General features: G+C 63.6%; 17 protein-coding genes. 6 read left to right on the forward strand and 11 right to left on the reverse strand.

Features of this window, described 5'->3' with window-relative positions; genetic code table 11:
• Nucleotides 1-7 precede the first annotated feature (7 nt).
• The 7 genes from NYP18_RS12650 to NYP18_RS12680 all read right to left on the reverse strand — a co-directional run bounded on the left by NYP18_RS12650 (nucleotide 8) and on the right by NYP18_RS12680 (nucleotide 10,443).
• Entirely contained in the window at nucleotides 8-940 is a 933-nt protein-coding gene (locus NYP18_RS12650; protein ID WP_259428570.1) for a class C sortase, read from the reverse strand.
• Nucleotides 941-4,174, reverse strand: a complete 3,234-nt coding sequence (locus NYP18_RS12655; protein WP_259428571.1) for a choice-of-anchor G family protein — start codon at nucleotides 4,172-4,174, stop codon at nucleotides 941-943.
• A complete protein-coding gene (locus NYP18_RS12660; RefSeq protein WP_259428572.1) occupies nucleotides 4,167-5,243 on the reverse strand; it encodes an isopeptide-forming domain-containing fimbrial protein in 1,077 nt (358 codons plus the stop codon). Before NYP18_RS12660 ends, NYP18_RS12655 begins: the two co-directional genes overlap by 8 nt.
• Before the next feature lie 95 nt (nucleotides 5,244-5,338).
• The gene (locus NYP18_RS12665; protein WP_259428573.1) at nucleotides 5,339-6,220 is read right to left on the reverse strand and encodes a class C sortase; all 882 of its coding nucleotides are present in this window, start codon (nucleotides 6,218-6,220) and stop codon (nucleotides 5,339-5,341) included.
• Nucleotides 6,221-6,296: 76 nt separating this feature from the next.
• Nucleotides 6,297-7,862, reverse strand: coding sequence for a SpaH/EbpB family LPXTG-anchored major pilin (locus NYP18_RS12670; protein ID WP_259428574.1), 1,566 nt, complete (start codon nucleotides 7,860-7,862; stop codon nucleotides 6,297-6,299).
• A gap of 626 nt (nucleotides 7,863-8,488) precedes the next feature.
• Nucleotides 8,489-9,220: a CPBP family intramembrane glutamic endopeptidase gene (locus NYP18_RS12675; RefSeq protein WP_259428575.1), complete on the reverse strand. Its 732-nt coding sequence runs from the start codon at nucleotides 9,218-9,220 to the stop codon at nucleotides 8,489-8,491.
• Nucleotides 9,217-10,443, reverse strand: a complete 1,227-nt coding sequence (locus NYP18_RS12680) for an amidase (protein WP_259428576.1) — start codon at nucleotides 10,441-10,443, stop codon at nucleotides 9,217-9,219. Before NYP18_RS12680 ends, NYP18_RS12675 begins: the two co-directional genes overlap by 4 nt.
• A 34-nt stretch (nucleotides 10,444-10,477) precedes the next feature.
• On the opposite strand from NYP18_RS12680, the gene pheA reads away from it, so the two are divergent.
• Nucleotides 10,478-11,425, forward strand: coding sequence for a prephenate dehydratase (gene pheA, locus NYP18_RS12685; RefSeq protein ID WP_259428577.1), 948 nt, complete (start codon nucleotides 10,478-10,480; stop codon nucleotides 11,423-11,425).
• A 7-nt stretch (nucleotides 11,426-11,432) separates the two neighbouring features.
• Nucleotides 11,433-12,119, forward strand: coding sequence for a histidine phosphatase family protein (locus NYP18_RS12690; protein WP_259428578.1), 687 nt, complete (start codon nucleotides 11,433-11,435; stop codon nucleotides 12,117-12,119).
• On the opposite strand, the gene NYP18_RS12695 is transcribed toward NYP18_RS12690, so the two are convergent.
• Genes NYP18_RS12695 through NYP18_RS12705 form a run of 3 tightly spaced genes read right to left on the reverse strand, consistent with a single transcriptional unit; the run spans nucleotide 12,116 to nucleotide 14,311 of the window.
• A complete protein-coding gene (locus tag NYP18_RS12695; RefSeq protein ID WP_259428579.1) occupies nucleotides 12,116-12,463 on the reverse strand; it encodes a metallopeptidase family protein in 348 nt (115 codons plus the stop codon). The genes NYP18_RS12690 and NYP18_RS12695 overlap by 4 nt on opposite strands.
• 18 nt (nucleotides 12,464-12,481) lie before the next feature.
• A complete protein-coding gene (locus tag NYP18_RS12700) occupies nucleotides 12,482-13,507 on the reverse strand; it encodes a septum formation family protein (RefSeq protein ID WP_259428580.1) in 1,026 nt (341 codons plus the stop codon).
• Nucleotides 13,508-13,543: 36 nt separating this feature from the next.
• A complete protein-coding gene (locus NYP18_RS12705; RefSeq protein ID WP_259428581.1) occupies nucleotides 13,544-14,311 on the reverse strand; it encodes a GntR family transcriptional regulator in 768 nt (255 codons plus the stop codon).
• 118 nt (nucleotides 14,312-14,429) lie between these two features.
• Between NYP18_RS12705 and serS the strand changes: the two genes are divergently transcribed.
• Genes serS through NYP18_RS12720 form a run of 3 tightly spaced genes read left to right on the forward strand, consistent with a single transcriptional unit; the run spans nucleotide 14,430 to nucleotide 17,481 of the window.
• Complete coding sequence (gene serS, locus NYP18_RS12710) at nucleotides 14,430-15,689, forward strand: serine--tRNA ligase (protein WP_259428582.1); 1,260 nt, start codon at nucleotides 14,430-14,432, stop codon at nucleotides 15,687-15,689.
• 2 nt (nucleotides 15,690-15,691) lie between these two features.
• Nucleotides 15,692-16,633 (forward strand): lysophospholipid acyltransferase family protein, encoded by a 942-nt coding sequence (locus NYP18_RS12715; protein WP_259428583.1) that lies wholly within the window; start codon nucleotides 15,692-15,694, stop codon nucleotides 16,631-16,633.
• 11 nt (nucleotides 16,634-16,644) lie between these two features.
• On the forward strand, nucleotides 16,645-17,481 hold the full coding sequence (locus NYP18_RS12720) for an HAD family hydrolase (protein WP_259428584.1): 837 nt from the start codon (nucleotides 16,645-16,647) through the stop codon (nucleotides 17,479-17,481).
• An 11-nt stretch (nucleotides 17,482-17,492) separates the two neighbouring features.
• Here NYP18_RS12720 and NYP18_RS12725 read toward each other — a convergent pair whose 3' ends face one another.
• Nucleotides 17,493-17,915, reverse strand: coding sequence for a hypothetical protein (locus NYP18_RS12725; RefSeq protein ID WP_259428585.1), 423 nt, complete (start codon nucleotides 17,913-17,915; stop codon nucleotides 17,493-17,495).
• Nucleotides 17,916-17,981: 66 nt separating this feature from the next.
• On the opposite strand from NYP18_RS12725, the gene glpK reads away from it, so the two are divergent.
• The gene (gene glpK / locus NYP18_RS12730) at nucleotides 17,982-19,490 is read left to right on the forward strand and encodes a glycerol kinase GlpK (protein ID WP_259428586.1); all 1,509 of its coding nucleotides are present in this window, start codon (nucleotides 17,982-17,984) and stop codon (nucleotides 19,488-19,490) included.

The following is a 19,490-nucleotide window of genomic DNA, read 5'->3' on the forward strand; positions in this document are numbered from 1 at the left end:
CAATAGACTAGCCAGACTGAGGGTTCAACCCCAGCCGGGAAGCTGTCGCCGGGGACTCCTGCTTCTGTTTCTTCCTGCGGTGCAGGGTCGACCACAGCGCAATGGCGATGATCGCCGCGATGAGTGCCAGATCCAGCTTCATCCACCAGGACAGCTGCGGCCGCCAGCCACCGGCTAACTCGTCCTCGGTGATCGGGGTGGTGTCCCGGACCGCCGTGACCAGCAACCGGTCGGAGTTGATGCCGTACGGGGTACAGGTAATGAGAACGAGCTTGTCCACACCCTCCTCATAGGTCACCGCGTCATAGTCATCAGGCTTGACCACCTCCGAGCCGGTCATCCGGTACCGCAGGGTCTCACCCAGCACGTTGATGTAGACGGGTTGACCCTCCTCCAACTTGCCGAGGTTGTCGAACATGCTGGCATTGACCATCCCGGTATGCGCCGTGATCGCCGAGGTGTTGCCCTCCCCGCCGATGGGCAGGTCACTGCCGTACATGTGACCCGCCCCGCGATAGAGGACGTTGTCGGTGGTCCCGTGGTAGACGGGCAGGTCCACCCCGATATCCGGGATACTGATGCGCGCCATGACCGAACTGCGTTCGGAGGGCAGGAGCTGGGACTTGTAGTCCAGGTACTCCGGGTCCTCTGGATCCTCCGGGCGGTAATGGTGCCCGGCAGTGTCGAGATGGTCGTTGTACCCTTCGGCCCTGCCCCAGAGATCGGCGAACACATCCGGGGAGTCGACCTTGCTGAGCTCCTCCTCGTATTTCCGCGCGATCTCACTGTTCTGGTAGTCGTTCCACAACGTGGACACCATCGGGTACAGCAGGATCACCAGACTGACAATGAGCAGCAGGAGGGAAAGCAGACGGGATTTTCTTCCCGGATCCTGCTTTCTGTCCGCTTTTCTGCGGTCCTCCAGGCTGTGCAGTGCCACTTACTTCCTCCGGCTCCGGACATAGAGGGCCAGTGCTCCCAGCGCTGCGATCAGCCCCAGGGCCAGGACCGACACGAGGGTGGTCACGCCGGTGGCCGGGAGCTGACCGAGGATATTCGAAAGACGCATCGCGCCGTGCTTGTCGGTGGCAGTGGCGGTGATCGTTCGGCCTTCAATGATTGTGGTGGCCTCGGCGGTTACCTCTGAGGTATCCGCTTCGTAGTGGAAAGGCGCCTCAGGGTTGGTGAAACTGACCTCGAAGGAGCAGGTTGCGTCTTCGCCATTTGGACCGAATACGAGCGTGCAGCCGGTGACCTCACCGGTCCCCGGACCTACGGTGATGTCGGCTGGGAGGGTGAACAGGTCATTGACCAGCGAAGGGTCGTAGATCTTGATGGCATCCAGCTCCACGGCACCGATATTCTTGACGGTGTAGCTGATAGCCATGCTGCCTTCCCCGGAGGGGAGAAGAGTGGTTTCCCCGATCCCGTCCAGCAGACCATCGATGTGCTTGTCTACCTCAATTGCCGCGTAGAAATTGGTGATACCGAGATTCTGATTCGGTGTGGGGACAACATCAGGGGTTATGACTGGGCCGGCAGCGAACGTGGTGGTTGCGTACTTGAAAGCACCGTCTGTCTCCTGTGGGTAGAAAGAAGGCAATGAGCTGTTTTCCAGCATCCACCTAACATGCTGCGACTCGGTACCCAGCCTCTCTCGGATCATGACCTGAGCTGGAACCTGAGTTGATGGTTCCGCATTGAGGGCCTCCAGATTGAGGACAGGGACGTCCTTGATGGTGAAGGAACTATCAGTAGGGATAGAGATAGGAGAATTCGTTACGTGGGGGAGCCACGTTTTTCCGCCGTCTAAGGAGTACTCGAAGTTATAGTTTTCTTCCCCTGGTGCCGGACCAGACACCGACTTCGACAGCACAATGTCTCGCCTGTCAATGTCGTAGGCATGGACGATATTCACTTTGTGAGTCTTTTCTCCGGGCGGGACGATGAAAGTGAAGGCGCGGTGCTTCCACTCAGCGCCGATTGTGGTGGTGTCCACATTTACCGGGCCTTCCTCAGCCATACCGATGGGATGCATCGCTGTGGGGCCGTCTGCAGGTGTCTCGCCGGAAACGCGCACGCCGTTAGTCTTATCGACGTCGAGGAAATAGGTATACGGAGTTCGGATACCGGGCTCATGGCCGGTCGGACGCAGGGCCTCATGTGTCTCGTTCAGTTTCGGAGAAATAGCGGTGACAGTGCACTCGGCTCCGGGCGTGATTCGTACCGGCTCGATCCCGCCGACAGCACCTGAAAGAGACAGTTCATCCGCTTCGAGGAAGAAGCCTTCACCAAGGTTGATTCCGTCGTACTGGAGACCCGTCTTATTAAGCACTTCCTGGCGGTTTTCCTCAGTGCCGATCGTACAGAGCAGGTCATAGGCGTAACCGCCGGTATGCAGATTCCGGCCGTCACCGATCTTCGCGACGTCAATATCCATCTTGACCGGAGGCTGCGCCATAACCGATGCAGTAGCCAGTGGAAGGTGAACGAGCTCACCGGAGGTGTTCAGATCACCGACGTTGACCTCCAACGCAGACACCGTGAACACGGTCCCATGTGTCTCTTCCGTTGTGAACTGCCTGTTGATGATGATGTTGGCGAGCGGTTTAAGAACTTCCTCCAAGACTGGGTCCAGAATACCCACAATCTGGGATAGCACGGCATCAGTTGCACTTCCGATTAAAGTGCTGACGACAGAAGTTGGGCCGTTGAAGAGGATTTCCTCAAGAAGTTCTCCGACTCCCCCAGTGAGCGGATTGAGAATAGCGCCCAGAATCTCCACAAGGTAAAGGAGGCCAGTGCCCTCGTACGTGAATCCACCATTGAAGAGCTGGGAAAGGGTACCGCTGATTTCAAGGGAACCAACGCCGCCCAGCAAACCAGAGCTTTTCAGGATGATGCTAACTGAGGTTTCGTAGAGCCCCCCGGTCTGCGATGCACGGTCGCCTAGCAGAAGGCTCTCCAGATGAGCCATCAGACCATTCTTATTGGTATCAGCATCATCAGTCAGCAGGCTCAGGACAGAAGCCGTGATGGCATTGATGTTGTCTGGGGTGAGTAGGTTGGTGTTGGCTTCAAGGCTGTTTAGATTCCCGGTATGCAGCTGCTTCAGATCAACCTTGATCAGACCGTTCTTCAGGTCGATTTTCACTAAGCCGTCTGCGTCGCTCAGCTCGTGGTTCAGCAGGTCCGTCACGATATTGACCGGAACTTTGGCTGTCACTTCGAGGTCGAGATTCACTAGTAGCCCAACAAGCGGAACAGCCCTAATTAAGTTCGTCAGGGTGCGCAGAAGGGAGTTGAACAGGCTGTCCTCGCCCAGTGCATCATTAATCGTGGTGTTGAGGCCATCAAAAAGAGAGGTGATGTCTCCCATCAGAGTGTCAATGAGGGGGACATCGAGAACCAAAATCGCATCTGCGACTTGGTAGCCGTGGCAGACCACTTCGGCGACAGCCGCGTCAGTACCGATATCGGTTGCAGTGAGTGGATGCGCACACGTGACCTCGTAGTTCGAGAAATCGGAGTCGTCCGGGTTTATCGCGACGGCGCTGATAGCACCGAGTTCAAGTGCGGCCGTGTCAATGATGTTTTCGGTGATGACGGTACTGTTACCCAGAGCCAAGAGACTGAGAATATCGATTGATGAGCTCTTCCCCTCGCCCGGTTGAGTCAACTCGAGGCCACCTGAATCACTGACGACGCCGGCGGCACCATGTGCGTGAGCGGCGGAAGGAACGTAGGCGTATTCGCGCAGAGTACCGACGGAAGCATCATTGAGCACGAACTCTAGAAGCCCGCCTTGACCAAGCAAGGGGAGGGAAATCTGTCCTAGGTTGAGGTAAATGAGTTCCAGCGCCTCAACATCAAGTGAGGAGGCTGCCACATTCTTGTCGTTGTCGAGCACCGTTTCCCAGAGCTGATCCACACCCCGCAAATCGGTAGCGCTCAAAGCATCGCCATTCGGTCCGATGGTGAGCCACTGGTTGAGCAGGCGTAGATCCAATAAACCACCGTAGGCATAGGAATAGGTGTTATCGAGGTGCGTCGCGGGATCGTAAGGACTCTCCTGAGCATTCGTTTGAACCGGCAGTACAACACCAGCCACGAGGAAAACGCTGAGGGCTGTCGCAAGTGTGCGACGGATTTTTGTTTTCATGTTTTTAAGCACGGCGGCCTCGCAGGAAAAGAGTGATACCGATAATCGAAAGGAGAGTTCCCAGGGCGAGCATCCCCAGGACGCTGGCACCGGTGGAAGCCAGCGGATTCCTGGACTCGGGTTGTTCCGGGGCACCGGGCGATCCAGGTTTATTGGGGGTGTCAGCAGGCGAAATCACCGGAGTCTCGCCCACGGAACCGGGAGTCAGGATGGTGCTGCTTCCTGAACTTCCCGGAAAGCCCACCGGAATAGGGATGGGCACGGGGATAAGCAGACCGCTAGAATCGGCAACCGGCAGGACATGCTCATTGGAGACCACCGACTCCTCACCGTCCTCGGGATAGCCGTCGGGGTAAAGGTGGCCGATGTTGAGTACCTGGCTACCATGCGCCAGCTTGGAGAATGCACGCACACCGAAAGTGAAACGCACGATCACGTCATCATGGTTGCCACGCTCCCCGGCAAGGAGCTCCAGGCCGGTCGGGGTGAAGGTGGCGGTGATGACGTTGTTGTCATTGGTGATGTTGTAGTGCTCGCCGGCGGTCAGCGGGACCGTGCGGGAACCGATGTGCAGCTGTACCGCGGATTTCCCGGCCAGCGTGACACCGGAAGGCAGGGCATCGCGGATGATGTAGCGGTGCAGCTGATCGTGGGTGTCGGGCAGCGGCACAGTGCCGTCGAGGGTGTACTGGAACTTAGCACCCGGGATGATTTTGCTGACGTCGGCGGATTTCCGCAGGGTCAGCGGTTGGGTCTTGGGGTAGACGGTGACGTCATAGAGATCGCCCTTGGGGACGGTCACCGTGATCGGCGCGACGGTGGCACGGGCGATGTCGCCGGTGCGGGTGGCCAGTTCACGGATGTTGTAGGTGCCGGGGGCGAGGTCGTTGAAAAGCACTGTGTCACTGTCGCTGTACAGCGTGAGCGGGGCCGTGAGGTTGCCGCCTGAGAACTCGAATTTTACGGGATGGACTCCTGGGGTATCCAGCGAGGTGGGCAGCTTCTTGATGGTCACCGAACCGAGACGTTCCTGCGCGGCGGCGGTGACGGGCATCGCCAGGACCAGGGCTGTGAGCAACATGGACAGCAGCCGGAGTAGGGTGCTCCTTCCCGATGGGCTTACAGAATTGACCTCGCCAGCAATCCTTTTGAACAGCGATGTCGATAACCATATGGTCATTTCCGCTCCTTTCTGTGCCGGTAGATCCAAACCAAGAAAATGAGAACAACAAGAGCAGCGCTCAAGGCGAAGGCCAGGAGCATCCAGGGTTGCCAGAGGAAGCGGGCGTCCTGGGCGGGGAGGGGGACGTCGGTAAGCCTTTCGCCGGTGACCAGAAGCCGGTGCGTGTTGATGCCGTAGGGCGTGCACGTGATCAGCGTGATCAGATCCTTGCCCGCGACCGTGCGCAGCGTCTCGGTCTCGGGCGGCAGCACCGTGTGGATCTGCGTGACGCGGTAGACGAGCGTCTCGCCGAGCACATCCACAGCCATCAGATCGCCTTCGGTGACATCGACGAGGTTGTCGAACAGCGTCGCCGTAGTGATGCCGGTATGCCCGGTGATCACCGCATGCGTACCCACCCCACCCACCGGCAGCGAAGTTCCGTGGAGATGACCCGCACCGTGCGCCAGCGTGTGTTCATCCGTGCCGTGGTACACCGGCAGATCGATCTGGGCTGACGGCACCCGGATACGTGCCATCACCGGGGTGATATTGAGTTGTTGAAGATAAGCCTGGTAGTCGGGGGTGAGGGTGTCATTGTCGATGGTCCAGGGATCTCCCGCGACCGGAATGCTTGTCGACGCATTCCACTCCCACGCCTGACCGAGTTCCGCATCAAGCTGCTCCTCATGTAGCCGTGCGATCTGCTCCGAGTACTCGCGGGCGATGCGCGCCTGCTCCATGTTGTGCAGCTGCGTCGAGACCACCGGTGCCAGCATGATGCCGATGCCGAGCAGAACGAGAAAAATGGGTGCCACAACATAACGCAGCACGTAACCGAGCCCTCTTCTTTTCGGAGAGGCAGGCTCGGGGGCCGGTAATGTGTGAACACCCATGTGTTTGTTTCTTGTCTCGCGCGTGTTTGCCGTGTGACCAGCCGGGAAGGCTGGTCACACGAGCTGGTTCACGTGATTAGCCGCGTGCGCGGTTTCCACGCAGGGCTGCGAAGCCACCTGCGACTGCAACGAGCAGACCGCCGGCGATCATCGCCATGGTGCCCATGCCACCGGTGGACGGCAGCTGGCCGTCGATGGTGTCCTCGAGGTTGATGACGTCGGCAGTCATGATGAATTCGTCACTGGAATCAACGTTGACCGGCTGTGGCGCCGGGTTGAGGACGTATCCAGTGGGGGCGATGGTCTCCACAACACAGAGATCCGGGTCAACTTCGGATTCGGCAGGAGCGCCGTTGTTTACCCAATCCCTGATCTGAACTCCCTCCAGGAGGGCAACACCGTTTGTAGCAGTGGTGAATTCATTGACGTTGATGAGGTCGCCCTGCTCATTCTCGATAGCGGCGGATAGGGGCCCCTCTGAAACCTCCCACGTGTCCGAGGTGATTTCCTCACAGCGCCACAGTTCGAAGCTTGCCCCGCGAGTGACGTCGCCCTCGATTTCGATCAGTGCTCCGTTGACATCCCTCTTGTTGATAGTGAGAGTTCCGAGACGGGTCTCTGCACCAGTATCTGGATCGTCAGGATCTTCCGGATCGGTGGTGATACTACCGCCATTGGGGAGTTCCACGACAACATCATTGCGGATGACGCCATCTTCAGGAAGCTCGACGATGGTAGCGGTGAAAGTGACCTGAATCTGAAGGTTAGGGTTGGTTACGCGAGCTGTCTCCAACTTTTCTAAACCGGTCTCGGTGAACTCGATCTTGATGGTGTCGTTGGAGAACTCCGTCGGGTCAATGCTGTAGTCAGTGGTCTCGACAAGAGTCACAGAAGGGGTGGTGTTGATAACCGTTACCGTGATAGCGGTATCGGTACCGAGGTCGAGCTCTGCAGGCAAGGCATCGATAATGTTAAAGCGGTCGAGTTCCTCGGCGGGCACCGAAGCATTGATGGTGTAGTTGACGGGCATGTTCAGGGTCGTACCAAGGTCACTGACGTCCTTCTCAACGCTCAGAAGTTGGTTCTTCGGCTCGACAGTCTGCTGGTATCCCCACTCTCCATCTCCGTTAGTGAAGGGGAGTGCCACCAGGAACGGTTTACCCACCGAGAAGTTGCCATTTTGTTTTTCTGTGACCAGGTAAAGACCAACGGTGAAGTTCGCGGTATCTGATCCGTCGACATTGTCGTTCGTGGTTCCGGTGGAAATTGTGACAGTACCAGTGGAGTCGGTGGTGAGCTCCCACGCATCTCCGGCAAGGTCAGGGGTAGTTCCTGCGTCGAGCGCCGCCTGAATGTTGTTGACAACGGTCCAGCCGTCAACAGTGTTCAAATTTTCGCCATTCAAATCGACTTTCGCAACAGTGAAGTCGGCGCCACCTAGGGGGGTTGTGGTGTCATCGATTTCCCCGTCATATTTGTTGATGGTCAGGGACACATCTGCTCCCAGGTTGACGCTGGATGCCTGGCCCGCGTTGATCGACTGCGCGCTCGCCATCGGCGCGAGGGCGGGTGCTCCGGCCACAGAGAAGCCGAGTGCGAGGCTCAGAACAGCGGCACTGATCCGCTTATGGGTCTTCTTCATTTTTTCCTCAAAGGTGTGGGAGGCATGCGGGCCACACTGATCGCATCAGCGGTTCATTCATCAGCTTGCGGTGGTCCAGCCAAACAGTATTTCTGCTTTTGATAAGCAAGAACGGATGCTAACAGTGTTGGCAGAAAGTAAAAATCGACTTCTAGTTATGGCATTTCCCTAAACCCGCTTTGAATGGTCAACATTATTCTGAGCTGTGAGAACACTGTGCGCACACTGGATCTAGGGGGGGTAAGAGCTGGGGGTGGAGGCTGGTAGCGATGATCCTCCGTGCGGAACCGATTGCATTTAATGCAATATGCCGGAATCGCAGGCTAGCTGAGTGTTTGTAATGACTTTCTCAGAATGTGTTAATGGAATTGCATGGTTAGTTATTATGAAATATCCGTTAATTGCAGCAGGGAAATTGTTTAAACATTGTGGCGGGTGAGCCTTCCGTGCTGGCCGGGCACGGGCAGTGGATGGAGGGGCCTCCCGACCCTTCGGCTGTAGTCCCAGTCATTCGCAATGCTGCCAAGTAATTGAAGTGCGAAGCGATCATTAATTACTTGTAGCAGCAATCAATTGTTTATTGGAGGAGCAATGGAGATGTGTCCCGCCGCTTTACTTGCAGGCCTTTAAAACCCCAACCAACTCAAATCCCCACCGATCGCGGTATAACCCACGAAGGCGACGGCGTCGATGATGAAGTGGGCGATGACCAATGGCCAGATCCGTCCGGTCCGCCAGTAGAACCAGCCGTAGAGCAGCCCCATGAGGATGTTGCCGAAGCCGGCGGAGATCCCCTGGTAGAGGTGGTAACTGCCGCGCAGCACGCTGGAGGCCGCAAGCGCAGCGGGCAGGCCCCAGCCCAGCTGCCGCAGACGGGTGAGCAGATACATCACCACGACGACCTCCTCGCCGAAGGCGTTGGCCAGCGACCAGATCAGCAAGACGGGGATCTCCGTCCAGGGGTGCTCCAGCGCGGTGGGGATGACCTGTCGGGACAGTCCCAGGTGCACGGCGGTCGCGTAGAAGGCCAGTCCCGGGATGCCGATGGCCGCCGCCAGCCCGAGACCCCAGCCGAGGTCGCGCACGCCCGGTCGTCGGAGGCGGACCTCACCGGCCAGCAGGAACAGTGCCAGTGCGCCGTAGAGGAAGAGCGTCGCGGCCGAGGCCAGCTGCAGGCCGAGATCGATCCAGGGGATGTGGGATAGGGACTGGTAGATGGTCATCTGCTGCTGATCCAGCGGACGCGGGTCGAGGAGCGCGTCGGTGAGCTGCAGCAGTGCGCGGATCCCGGAAACACCGAATGTGAGGGCGATGACCAGGACGATCTCAGTGCGTAGGCGTCGAGTCAGGTGGGTCATTCATGCAGGATAGCCGCGAGGCTGAGCAGCGCAGCGTCAGAAAGTGTGACCGAACCCAGGTGCACGCCGACGGGCGGGCGCCCGGGTACCTCCCAGGGCACGGACACCGCTGCCCGCCCGGTCATGTTGAACAGGGACCCCCAGGGCGACCAGCGGGTCTGCTCGAGGAAGTTCTCCGCGGGACGCATGTCGGCGAAATAACCGATGGGTGGGGGATCGGTGGTGGTCATGGGTGTCAGCAGGGCGTCGATACCCCAGTACTCGGCGAGGTGGGCCCCGAGGTGGTCGGCGTGTTTCTCGGCGGCGGCGATCCGGTCCGTGCTCAGGGAGCGGCCGTGGGCGCGCAGCCAGGCGACGAGATCCTCCGCCGGTTCGGGCAGCCCGGCGAGCCGGGAGGTGAAGATGGTGGTGAAGGTCTCGAAGGTCTCCTCCGCGGCAGGGTAGGGGTGGACCTCGATGACGTCGTGGCCGGCTTCGCGCAGTGTGTCGGCGGTCTCCGCCACGGCACGCAGATGCACCTCATCGACCATTGCCCCGGTGAACAGCGGCTGGGTGAGCACGCCGATGCGGCGGCGACCAGGCTCGGGGGAGAGGCGGTGGAGGAAGGCGGTGTCTGCAAGCGAGCGGGTGATGAAACCCTGCGCTGCTAACCTTGGTGCGGTGGGTTTGAAACCGACGACTCCACAGGTGGCGGCGGGCACCCGGATGGAACCGCCCCCGTCAGAGGCATGGGCGGCGGGAAGGAGACCGCGGGCCACGAGAACGGCTGCCCCACCGGAGGAGCCGGCGGGGGTGCGCCCCGGCCACAGCGGGTTCTCGGGTGCGGCCATGCCGGGTGGTTCGGTGTAGATCATGAGGCCGAGCTCGGCGGAGGCGGACTTGCCGGGGATGATGGCGCCGGCGTCGATAAGCGCCTGCGCGATCGCGTCCGAGACCTCAGGATGGCGGGTGCGGTGGACGGAACCGAAGGTGGTGGGCATGCCGCCGACGTTCGAGAGGTCTTTGACGGGGATGAGCAGCCCGTGGAGGCGGCCGCGCTGCGCGGTGGCCACCTTGTCGGCCCGTTCCGCGCGCTCGTGGGCCTGTTCGAGCGCGAGGTGGGAGAAACCGTGCTCGGTGGGACCGAGTCCGGTGAGCCGGTCGGCCAGTTCCTCGACCTGTTCCACCGCCGTCACCTCACCGCGACGTAGGGCGGCGGCGAGTTCACGCAGGGAAGTGGTCATGCGGTACAGAATACGACTGTCTAGGCTGGCAGGCATGACTGAACCCACTGTCACCGTCGCCTATCTCGGCCCCGCCGGCACCTTCACCGAGGCCGCACTGCTGCGTTTCGCGGCGGCAGGGGCCTTCGGCCCGGAGGAGGTGGCGCAGCTGCCGGTCAGTTCCCCGCGGGAGGCCCTCGAGGCGGTTCGTGAGGGGCGCGCGCAGTTCGCCTGCGTGGCCATCGAGAACTCCGTGGACGGTGCGGTGACCTCCACCTTCGATGCCCTGGTCGAGGGCGGCGGCGTGCAGATCTACCACGAGCTGGAGATCGAGATCGCCTTCTCCATCATGGTGCGCCCTGGTATGCAGCTGTCGGAGGTGAAGACCTTCGCCACCCACCCCGTCGCCCACCAGCAGGTGCGCAGGTGGTTGGCCGCGAACATCCCCGATGCCCGGTTCGTGCCTGCCTCCTCCAACGCCGCGGCGGCCGAGGCCGTCGCTGAGGGGCGTGCCGACGCCGCGGCCGCCCCCGACCGCGCCGCCGTGCTCTTCGGCCTGGACGTGGTGGAGAAGGGCGTGGCCGACATGGCCGGCGCGCGGACCCGTTTCGTTGTCGTCGGCCCGCGCGGGGTGCCCACCCCGCGCACCGGCACGGACCAGACCACCGTGGTGTTCACCCTGCCCAACGAACCGGGCACCCTCGTTGGCGCGCTCACGGAGTTCTCGCTGCGCGGGGTGGACCTCAGCCGCATTGAATCGCGGCCGACGCGCCGGACATTCGGCACCTACCACTTCTACGCCGACCTGGTCGGCCACATCGACGACCTCCCGCTCGCCGAGGCCCTGCGTGCCCTGTGGCTGCGCGCCGAGGACATCACCTACCTCGGTTCCTGGCCCACCCCGGGCCGCGACGGCCGGGAGGACGTCCTGCAGGCCGACCTCGACCGCCTGCAGCGCGCCTCGGACTGGGTGGCCGCCGTACGTGAAGGAAAGGATCTCTGACACCGCCATGACCGGAAGACTCATCCTGCTGCGCCACGGGCAGACCTACAGCAACGTCGCCCGCCGACTGGACACCCGCCCGCCCGGCGCGGAGCTCACCGACACCGGACGGAACCAGGCGTGGAACGTCGGCGAGGAACTCGTCGAGTTCTGCGGCGCGGGCAACGGTTCTGCCGGTCGGTTGGGCGCGGTCGTCAGCTCCGTCGCGCTGCGTGCCCAGCAGACCGCCCTGCTGGCGATGAATGCCTTCGAGCAGAGCGCCGGGTTGGAGGAGTTCTCGATGCGCATTGACGTCCTGCCCGGCATTCACGAGATCTACGCCGGCGAGCATGAGATGCTGGCGGACGAGGATTCCCACCGTTCCTATGCCACGGCCCTGCGCGGCTGGCTCGACGGGGATGATTCCGCCAACATTCCGGGCGGGGAGACCTACCTTGAGCTGATGGGCCGCTATCAGCCGGTGATGGAGGAGCTGGTGCTCACCCACCTGGCCGATGGCGCCAGCCGGGACGTCCTCATGGTCAGCCACGGCGCGGCGATCCGCACGATGGCCACCCATGCGGCAGCGGTGGACCCGGATTTCGCCTTCGCCGGTTATCTGGGCAACTGCCGCTTCATCGTGCTGGAACCCGGCAACCGTCCCTTCGGGCAGTGGAAGCTGGTGCGCTGGGCGGACCTGGATCACCAGATCTAACCCCAGCCGAGGCGGTGCAGCGTCTCCTCATCAATCCCGAAATAGTGACCGACCTCGTGGAAGACGGTCACCATGACCTCCTCCGCCAGCTGCTCCTCGGTCTGGCAGTGGGCCTCCAGGGCACCCTTGAAGATGGAGATGGTGTCCGGCAGGAAACCGGTGTGGTCGAAGGTGCGGTCGGTCATGGCGACCCCCTCGTAAAGGCCGAGGGTCCACGGGTTCTCCTCGTGGAAGTCGCGTACCAGGACGACGACGTTGCTCATGCGGCGGGCGAATTCCTCGGGGATGCGGTCGAGGGCGTCGTCGACCATCTCGTCGAAACGTTCGTCACTGACTTCCACCACGAAGTTATATTCTCCTGTCTACTCTGCGGGTTCGCGCAGCGGGTTACGCTCCGGCCGCTCGGCCGGCGGTTCGCCGTTAATCGTGAAACCGTCCCGGCTGTCGCGGGCGGTGCCGTTGAGGGTGGCGAAACCCCCCTCCTCGTCGGCGAAGACCAGGGAGCAGTTCACGGAACGGGAACCACCCACCCATGAGGCCTCCTGCAGGGTGCCCCAGTAGGGCTGCAGCGTGGACTGGTAGAGGTTCTCTTCCTCACCGAGGTAGTCGATGGCGGCGTCGGTGCACACGTCCCGCAGGTGATTGTCCTGGTCCTCGACACTCGGGACGCCCTCCGGGAAGACGGGAGCCAGATCGACGACGAGGGTGGTCTCCAGCTGATGGTCCTCGGCGCAGTCGACGGTGCGCAGCGAACGGGACTCGTCGACGAACAGGCAGGTCCCCGGCTGGGCAACCACCGCCTGGTCCTGATCGGCTGCAGCGCCGGCGGTGAGCATCGGGATGCCACCCATGTCGGTGGACTGGAGGCCGCACAGCATGGTGCGGTCACCGGCGGCCCAGGCCTCGGCGGGCGGCAGGATCGGGGCGATGGAATAGCGGCCCACCGGGTCGAACTGCCCGCCCAGGTAGCGCAGGGTCGGGTTGAGGCACAGCTCCTCACGCAGCTGCGCCTGGCGGGTCAGGTCGGGGATGGGGGCGTTCTCGCCGAATTCGGAGGAGGGGTAGGTGGCCAGGTTCTCCCGGGCGGAGACCTCGAAGCGGTGCTCCCCGGCGCAGTCGGTCTGCTGGAAGCTGCTCACTGTGCCGTCGGCCGCGATGTCCCAGGTCAGGCAGGAACCGGCGTCGGCGGTGGTGAAGGGGGCGACACCCGAGGTGGTCTCCCCGTTGCCCGGCGCGGCGGGCCCGGTGGCCGTGGAACCGCCGGGGGCGGAACCACCATTCGAGGCCGCGGAGAAGTAGCCGTAGGAGCCGACGGCGACGGCGGCGGCCAGGGCGGCCACCAGGCCGGTGCGCACGGCTGCCGCTGAGCGGGCGGTACTGGTCGTCATGATGGTCCCATTGTGCACCCGTTCACAACGGAAAATCTACTCCGCCATCCGCGTGACACGGGCGTTCAGCCGGTAGCGGTCGGTGCGGTAGACCGAGGAGCACCACTCCACGGGCAGCTCCCCGGAACGGGAGAGTCGCACGATGCGGAGCAGGGCGGTGCCGGGCGCGACGTCGAGAAGCACGGCGGTCTCCTCGTCGGCATTGACGGCGGTGACCACCTGATCGGCCTCGGTGACGGGCACACGGTAGTCCTCGTCGAGGATGGTGTAGACGGAGTTGTAGACGTCGTTCTCCAGCAGGTCGGGTACATGTTCGGCGTTGTACCAGGCATCATCGATGGAATAGGGCTCACCGTCCCCGAGGCGCAGGCGCCGCAGGTGGGTGTGCGGGGTACCCGGTTCGCCGCCGAAGAACTGCCGCACCTCCCCCGGGGCGGGGGAACGCCCGGAGAGCAGGATCTTCGAGCTCGCCGTGACGTTCTGGGCCTCCATCTCGGAGCTGAAGGAGGCCAGGTGCAGGCGGGAGACCAGCGGGTTGGGGGCCACGAAGGTGCCCTTGCCCCGGGCCCGCCGCAGCCGGCCCGCGGCCACGAGATCACCGATCGCCCGGCGGACGGTGATGCGGGAGACACCGTAGGTCTCCTCCAGCACGCGTTCGCCGGGCAGGAGGTCACCGGGGTGGAGTCGGGTGTCACACAGTTCCTCGAGGATCGCGCGGAGCTGGGCGTGTTTCGGTGCCGGTCCGTCCGTGATCTCCCGGGCGGGCAACTGGAGATGACGCGGTCCCCGCGCTGCTGCAGCCATGGTTCCATCCTAGACCGCTGGTTATGACCAGTGTCGCGAATCGCGTTCTCCCGGTTGCCGGGGGACAGGTGCGCAGGTCGCAGCACGGAGCGCGGGGCCGCGCGGTAGGCTCATATGCGTGATTGATCTCAAATTCCTCCGCGAGAACCCCGATGTCGTCCGTGCCTCACAGATCAACCGTGGGGAGGACCCTGAGCTGGTCGACCAGCTGATCGCCGCCGACGAGTCCCGTCGCGCATCGATCCAGGCCGCGGACACCCTGCGCGCTGAACAGAAGAGCTTCGGCAGGAAGATCGGTCAGGCCGCCCCAGAGGACCGCCCGGCCCTGCTGGAAGGCTCCAACGAGCTCAAGGCCAAGGTGAAGGAGGCCGAGGAGGCACAGAAGGCCGCCGAGGAGAAGGTCACCGAACTCCAGTACCGCATCTCCAACATCGTGGAGGGCGCCCCGGCCGGCGGCGAGGAGGACTTCGTCGTCCTCGAGCATGTCGGCGAGCCCACGAAATTCGACTTCGAGCCGAAGGACCACCTCGAGCTGGGCACCAGCCTCGGCCTGATCGACATGGAGCGCGGCACCAAGGTCGGCGGCTCCCGCTTCTACTACCTCACCGGTGACGGCGCCTTCCTGCAGCTGGGCATGATGATGCTCGCCGCCCAGAAGGCACGTGCCGCCGGCTTCCAGCTGATGATCCCCCCGGTGCTCGTGCGCCCCGAGATCATGCAGGGCACCGGCTTCCTCGGTGAGCACTCCGACGAGATCTACTACCTCGAGCGCGACGACCTCTACCTGGTCGGTACCTCCGAGGTCGCCCTGGCCGGCTACCACAAGGACGAGATCATCGACCTGTCCAACGGCCCGGTCCGCTACACCGGCTGGTCCTCCTGCTTCCGCCGCGAGGCCGGTTCCTACGGCAAGGACACCCGCGGCATCCTGCGTGTCCACCAGTTCGACAAGCTGGAGATGTTCGTCTACTGCCGCCCCGAGGAGGCGCAGGAGCAGCACCAGGCGCTGCTGGACATGGAGCGCGACATGCTCGCCGCCGTCGAGGTGCCCTACCGCATCATCGACGTCGCCGGCGGCGACCTCGGTTCCTCCGCGGCCCGGAAATTCGACACCGAGGCATGGGTCCCCACCCAGGGCACCTGGCGTGAGCTGACCTCCACCTCCAACTGCACCACCTTCCAGGGCCGCCGCCTGAACACCCGCTACCGCGACGCCGACGGCAAGACCCAGACCGCCGCCACCCTCAACGGCACCCTGGCCACCACCCGCTGGCTGGTCGCCATCCTGGAGAACCACCAGCAGGCCGACGGCTCCGTCGTCGTGCCGGAGGCCCTGCGCCCGTTCGTGGGCAAGGACATCATCGAGCCCGGGAAATAGCGATGGCGGCACAGCGGAAGTTCGAGAAGCGCGCCGGGGTCTTCCACGTTCCCGCCGACCTGCCGGAGGTGCCCGACCACCCCACGGAGGCGAAGGAGCCGGTCTACAACGGCATCATCATCCGCCTGCTCAAGGGGCTGCTGAAGGCCCAGGGCATCCGGGTCACCGTATTCGGTGCGGAGAACATCCCCACCACCGGCGGTGCACTGCTGGCCATGAACCACACCGGTTACTACGACTTCATCTTCGGTGAGGTCGCCGCCCACCTGCGGGGCAAGCGTCTGGTCCGTTTCATGGCGAAGAAGGAGATCTTCGACACGCCTGTCGCCGGACCCCTCATGCGTGCGATGAAGCACGTGTCGGTGGACCGTTCCAGCGGGGCGGCTTCCCGGGAGGAGGCCGAGGTGCACCTGCGCGCCGGCCAGCTCGTGGGGATCTTCCCCGAGGCGACGATCTCCCGTTCCTTCGAGCTCAAGGAGTTCAAGAACGGTGCGGTCCGCATCGCGGAGGGGGCTGGGGTTCCCCTGATCCCCATGGTCACCTGGGGTTCCCAGCGCATCTGGACCAAGGACCACCCCAAGCGGCTGGGCCGCACCAACACCCCGGTGTTCATCCGCGTCGGTGAACCCGTCGACATTTCCGGCACCCCGGAGGAGGCGATCGAACGGCTCCGTGGGGCCATGCAGGAGCTCCTCGACCGCGTCCGCGACGACTACAACCGCGCCTACGGCCCCTTCCCCGCCGGCGCGTACTGGCTGCCCGCCGCTGCGGGCGGCACCGCCCCGACGCTTATCGACGCCGCCGAGATCGACCGGCAGGAACGCGCCGCCCGCGTCTCCAGGAAAGAGAAGAAGGCCGCGGCGAAACTGGACAAACGCGCCGACGCAGCGCTCGGCAACGCACGGACCTTCATCGACAGGGTGAAGGAAAAATTCAGGAGGTAACGACCACCACCATGGACACTCTCGGGCCAGCACCGAAACTGGTTGCCAGCGACATCGACGGCACCCTGCTCAACTCACAGGAACGGGTCCTGCCCCGGGTACGTGCTGCCGTCATCCGCGCCGTCGAATCCGGCACCGAGGTGGCCCTGGCCACGGGACGCCCCCACCGCTGGATCTTCCCGGTCCTGGAGCAGCTGCCCATCCGCCCGGTGTGCGTCACCGCCAACGGCGCCGTCCTCTACGACTCCGCGAATGACAGGATCCTGCGCTCCCACGTCCTGCAGCCGGCGACGATGACTGAGGTCCTGGCCCTCGCGCAGGAGGCCTTCGCCGACGTCGGCGGCGTGGCCATCGGCTGTGAACGCGTCGGTGTGTCCGCCTTCGACCCGGAGGAGGAGATGTTCGTCATCTCCCCGGACTACCTCCACACCTGGCACGCACAGGGTTACAGTATCCTCCCCGAGGACGAGGTCATGGCCGAACCGGCCGTGAAGATGCTGCTGCGCAACGAATTCCTCAACGCCCCCGAGATGTACGAACTGCTCGCCCCCCACGTTGACCCGCAGGTCGCACACCTGACCTTCTCCATGAACGAGGGCCTGCTCGAGGTCGCCGCCCCCGGCGTGACCAAGGCACTGGGTGTCTCCACGCTGGCTGAGCTCCATGAGATCGACCAGGCGGACGTCATCGCCTTCGGCGACATGCCCAACGACATCGAGATGCTCCGCTGGGCCGGCACCGGGGTGGCGATGGGCAACGCCCGTGATTCTGTCAAGGAAGCCGCCGATCTGACCACCGCCACCAACGAGGAGGCCGGGGTTGCGCAGGTCCTGGAACGCTGGTTCTGAGCTGAGCCTGTTCACCCGGGGTGACGGGAGTGTCGACTTACCTCCACGGAAACTGACCCGGCCGCGAGACCGGTGACTACGGCGCTGCCCAGGAGATACAGGATCCCGGGGCTGCTGAATTCGAAGCCGCTGCACAGCAGCAGGACAGCAGCCAGCGCCAGCACCGTGGTCCCACCCCAGAGCAGGTTCCGCAGCGGGGTACCGGCGTCACTCCCCTTATTCTGTCTCCGCCCAGCGGCCCAGAGCCAGAGGGTGACGAGGGTGGCTGCCTGCGCCGCACAGATGAAAAACATGGCGAGTGCCAGCGCGAAGCTGGCACCGATATTCGTGTCCCAACCGACATCGGCCATCGCCGTCGTCACTATGCACGCCAGCAGACCGCCCACCCAGCACCAGGCTGCGATGGAGCGGAGTGTTCCCGGCGGTCTGTCCATGGACCAAGGCTATCTCGCGCCCCAGACCCCCGGGCATGCCATCCGCTCCGTGGCAGACTTGGGGCCATGACGGCTTCCTCCCCGAAACAGTATGTGGCGGCGATTGACCAGGGCACGACGTCGACGCGGTGTGTGATCGTCGACCACGACGGTCAGGTGGTCTCCTCCGCCCAGTTCGAACACGGGCAGATCATGCCGCAGCAGGGCTGGGTGGAGCATGATCCGCTGGAGATCTGGGCCAACACCCGCCGGGCGGTGTCGAAGGCGATGGTAGACATCGACATCTCCCCGGCCAACATCACCGCCCTGGGGGTGACCAACCAGCGGGAGACCGCCGTGGTCTGGGAGAAGGCCACCGGCCGGCCCATCCACAACGCCATCGTCTGGCAGGACACCCGAACCGCCGACATCGCCGGTGATGATCCGGCCCGGTGGCTGGAGCGCACCGGGTTGCTGGCCAATTCCTATCCGGCGGGCCCGAAGATCGCGTGGATCCTGGACCATGTCCCCGGGGCCCGGCAGCGGGCGGAGGCCGGCGAGCTGCTGGCCGGCACCATCGACACGTGGCTGCTGTGGAATCTCACCGGCGGGGCGCGTGGTGATGAGGGCCGCCCGGCGGTGCACGCCACGGACGTGACCAATGCCTCGCGCACCCTGCTCATGGATCTGCGCACGCGTCAGTGGGATCCGCAGCTGTGCGCTGAGATCGGGGTGCCGGTGCGGGTGCTGCCGGAGATCCGACCCTCGGTGAGTGATTTCGGCAGGGTGCGCAGCCGCGGCACCCTGGCCGGTGTGCCGGTCACCGGGATGCTGGGGGACCAGCAGTCGGCGATGTTCGGACAGGGTTGCTTCGAGGTCGGGGATGCGAAGAACACCTACGGGACGGGTCTGTTCCTGCTGCTCAACACCGGCACCACCCCGCAGTTCAGCACCCACGGGCTGCTGTCGACGGTGCTCTACGAGATCGAGGGGGAGGAACCGGTCTACGCCCTGGAGGGCTCGGTCGCGGTGGGGGGTTCGCTCATCCAATGGCTGCGGGACCAGCTGGGGATCATCCGCTCGGCGCGCGAGGTGGAGGAGATCGCGGCGGCGGACAACGGTGGGGTGTTCATCGTGCCGGCCTTCTCCGGGCTCTTCGCCCCGCGGTGGCGCCCCGACGCCCGCGGGGTGATCGTGGGCCTGACGCGTTTCGCCGACCGCAGCCACATCGCTCGTGCGGCGCTGGAGGCGACCGCCCTGCAGACCCGGGAGGTGGTGGAGGCGATGGCCGCGGATTCGGGCATCCGCCCCACGAGCCTGCGGGTCGACGGCGGCATGACGGCCAACAACCTGCTCATGCAGCTGCAGGCCGATCTGCTCGGCGCGGAGGTGGTGCGCCCCGGAAACATCGAGACCACCGCCCTCGGCGCGGCTTTCGCTGCCGGGGTGGGCGGTGGTTTCTGGTCCTCGCTTGCCAGCGTCCGCGGCCTCCAGACCGCGGACCGTTCCTGGTCGCCCCGGTGGTCAGACCAGCAGCGTGAGGCGCTGGTCACGGACTGGAACCGGGCGGTGGAGCGGTCCCTGGACTGGGTCTGA

The sequence above is a fragment of the Corynebacterium lemuris genome (assembly GCF_024919295.1).
GTDB lineage: Bacteria > Actinomycetota > Actinomycetes > Mycobacteriales > Mycobacteriaceae > Corynebacterium > Corynebacterium lemuris.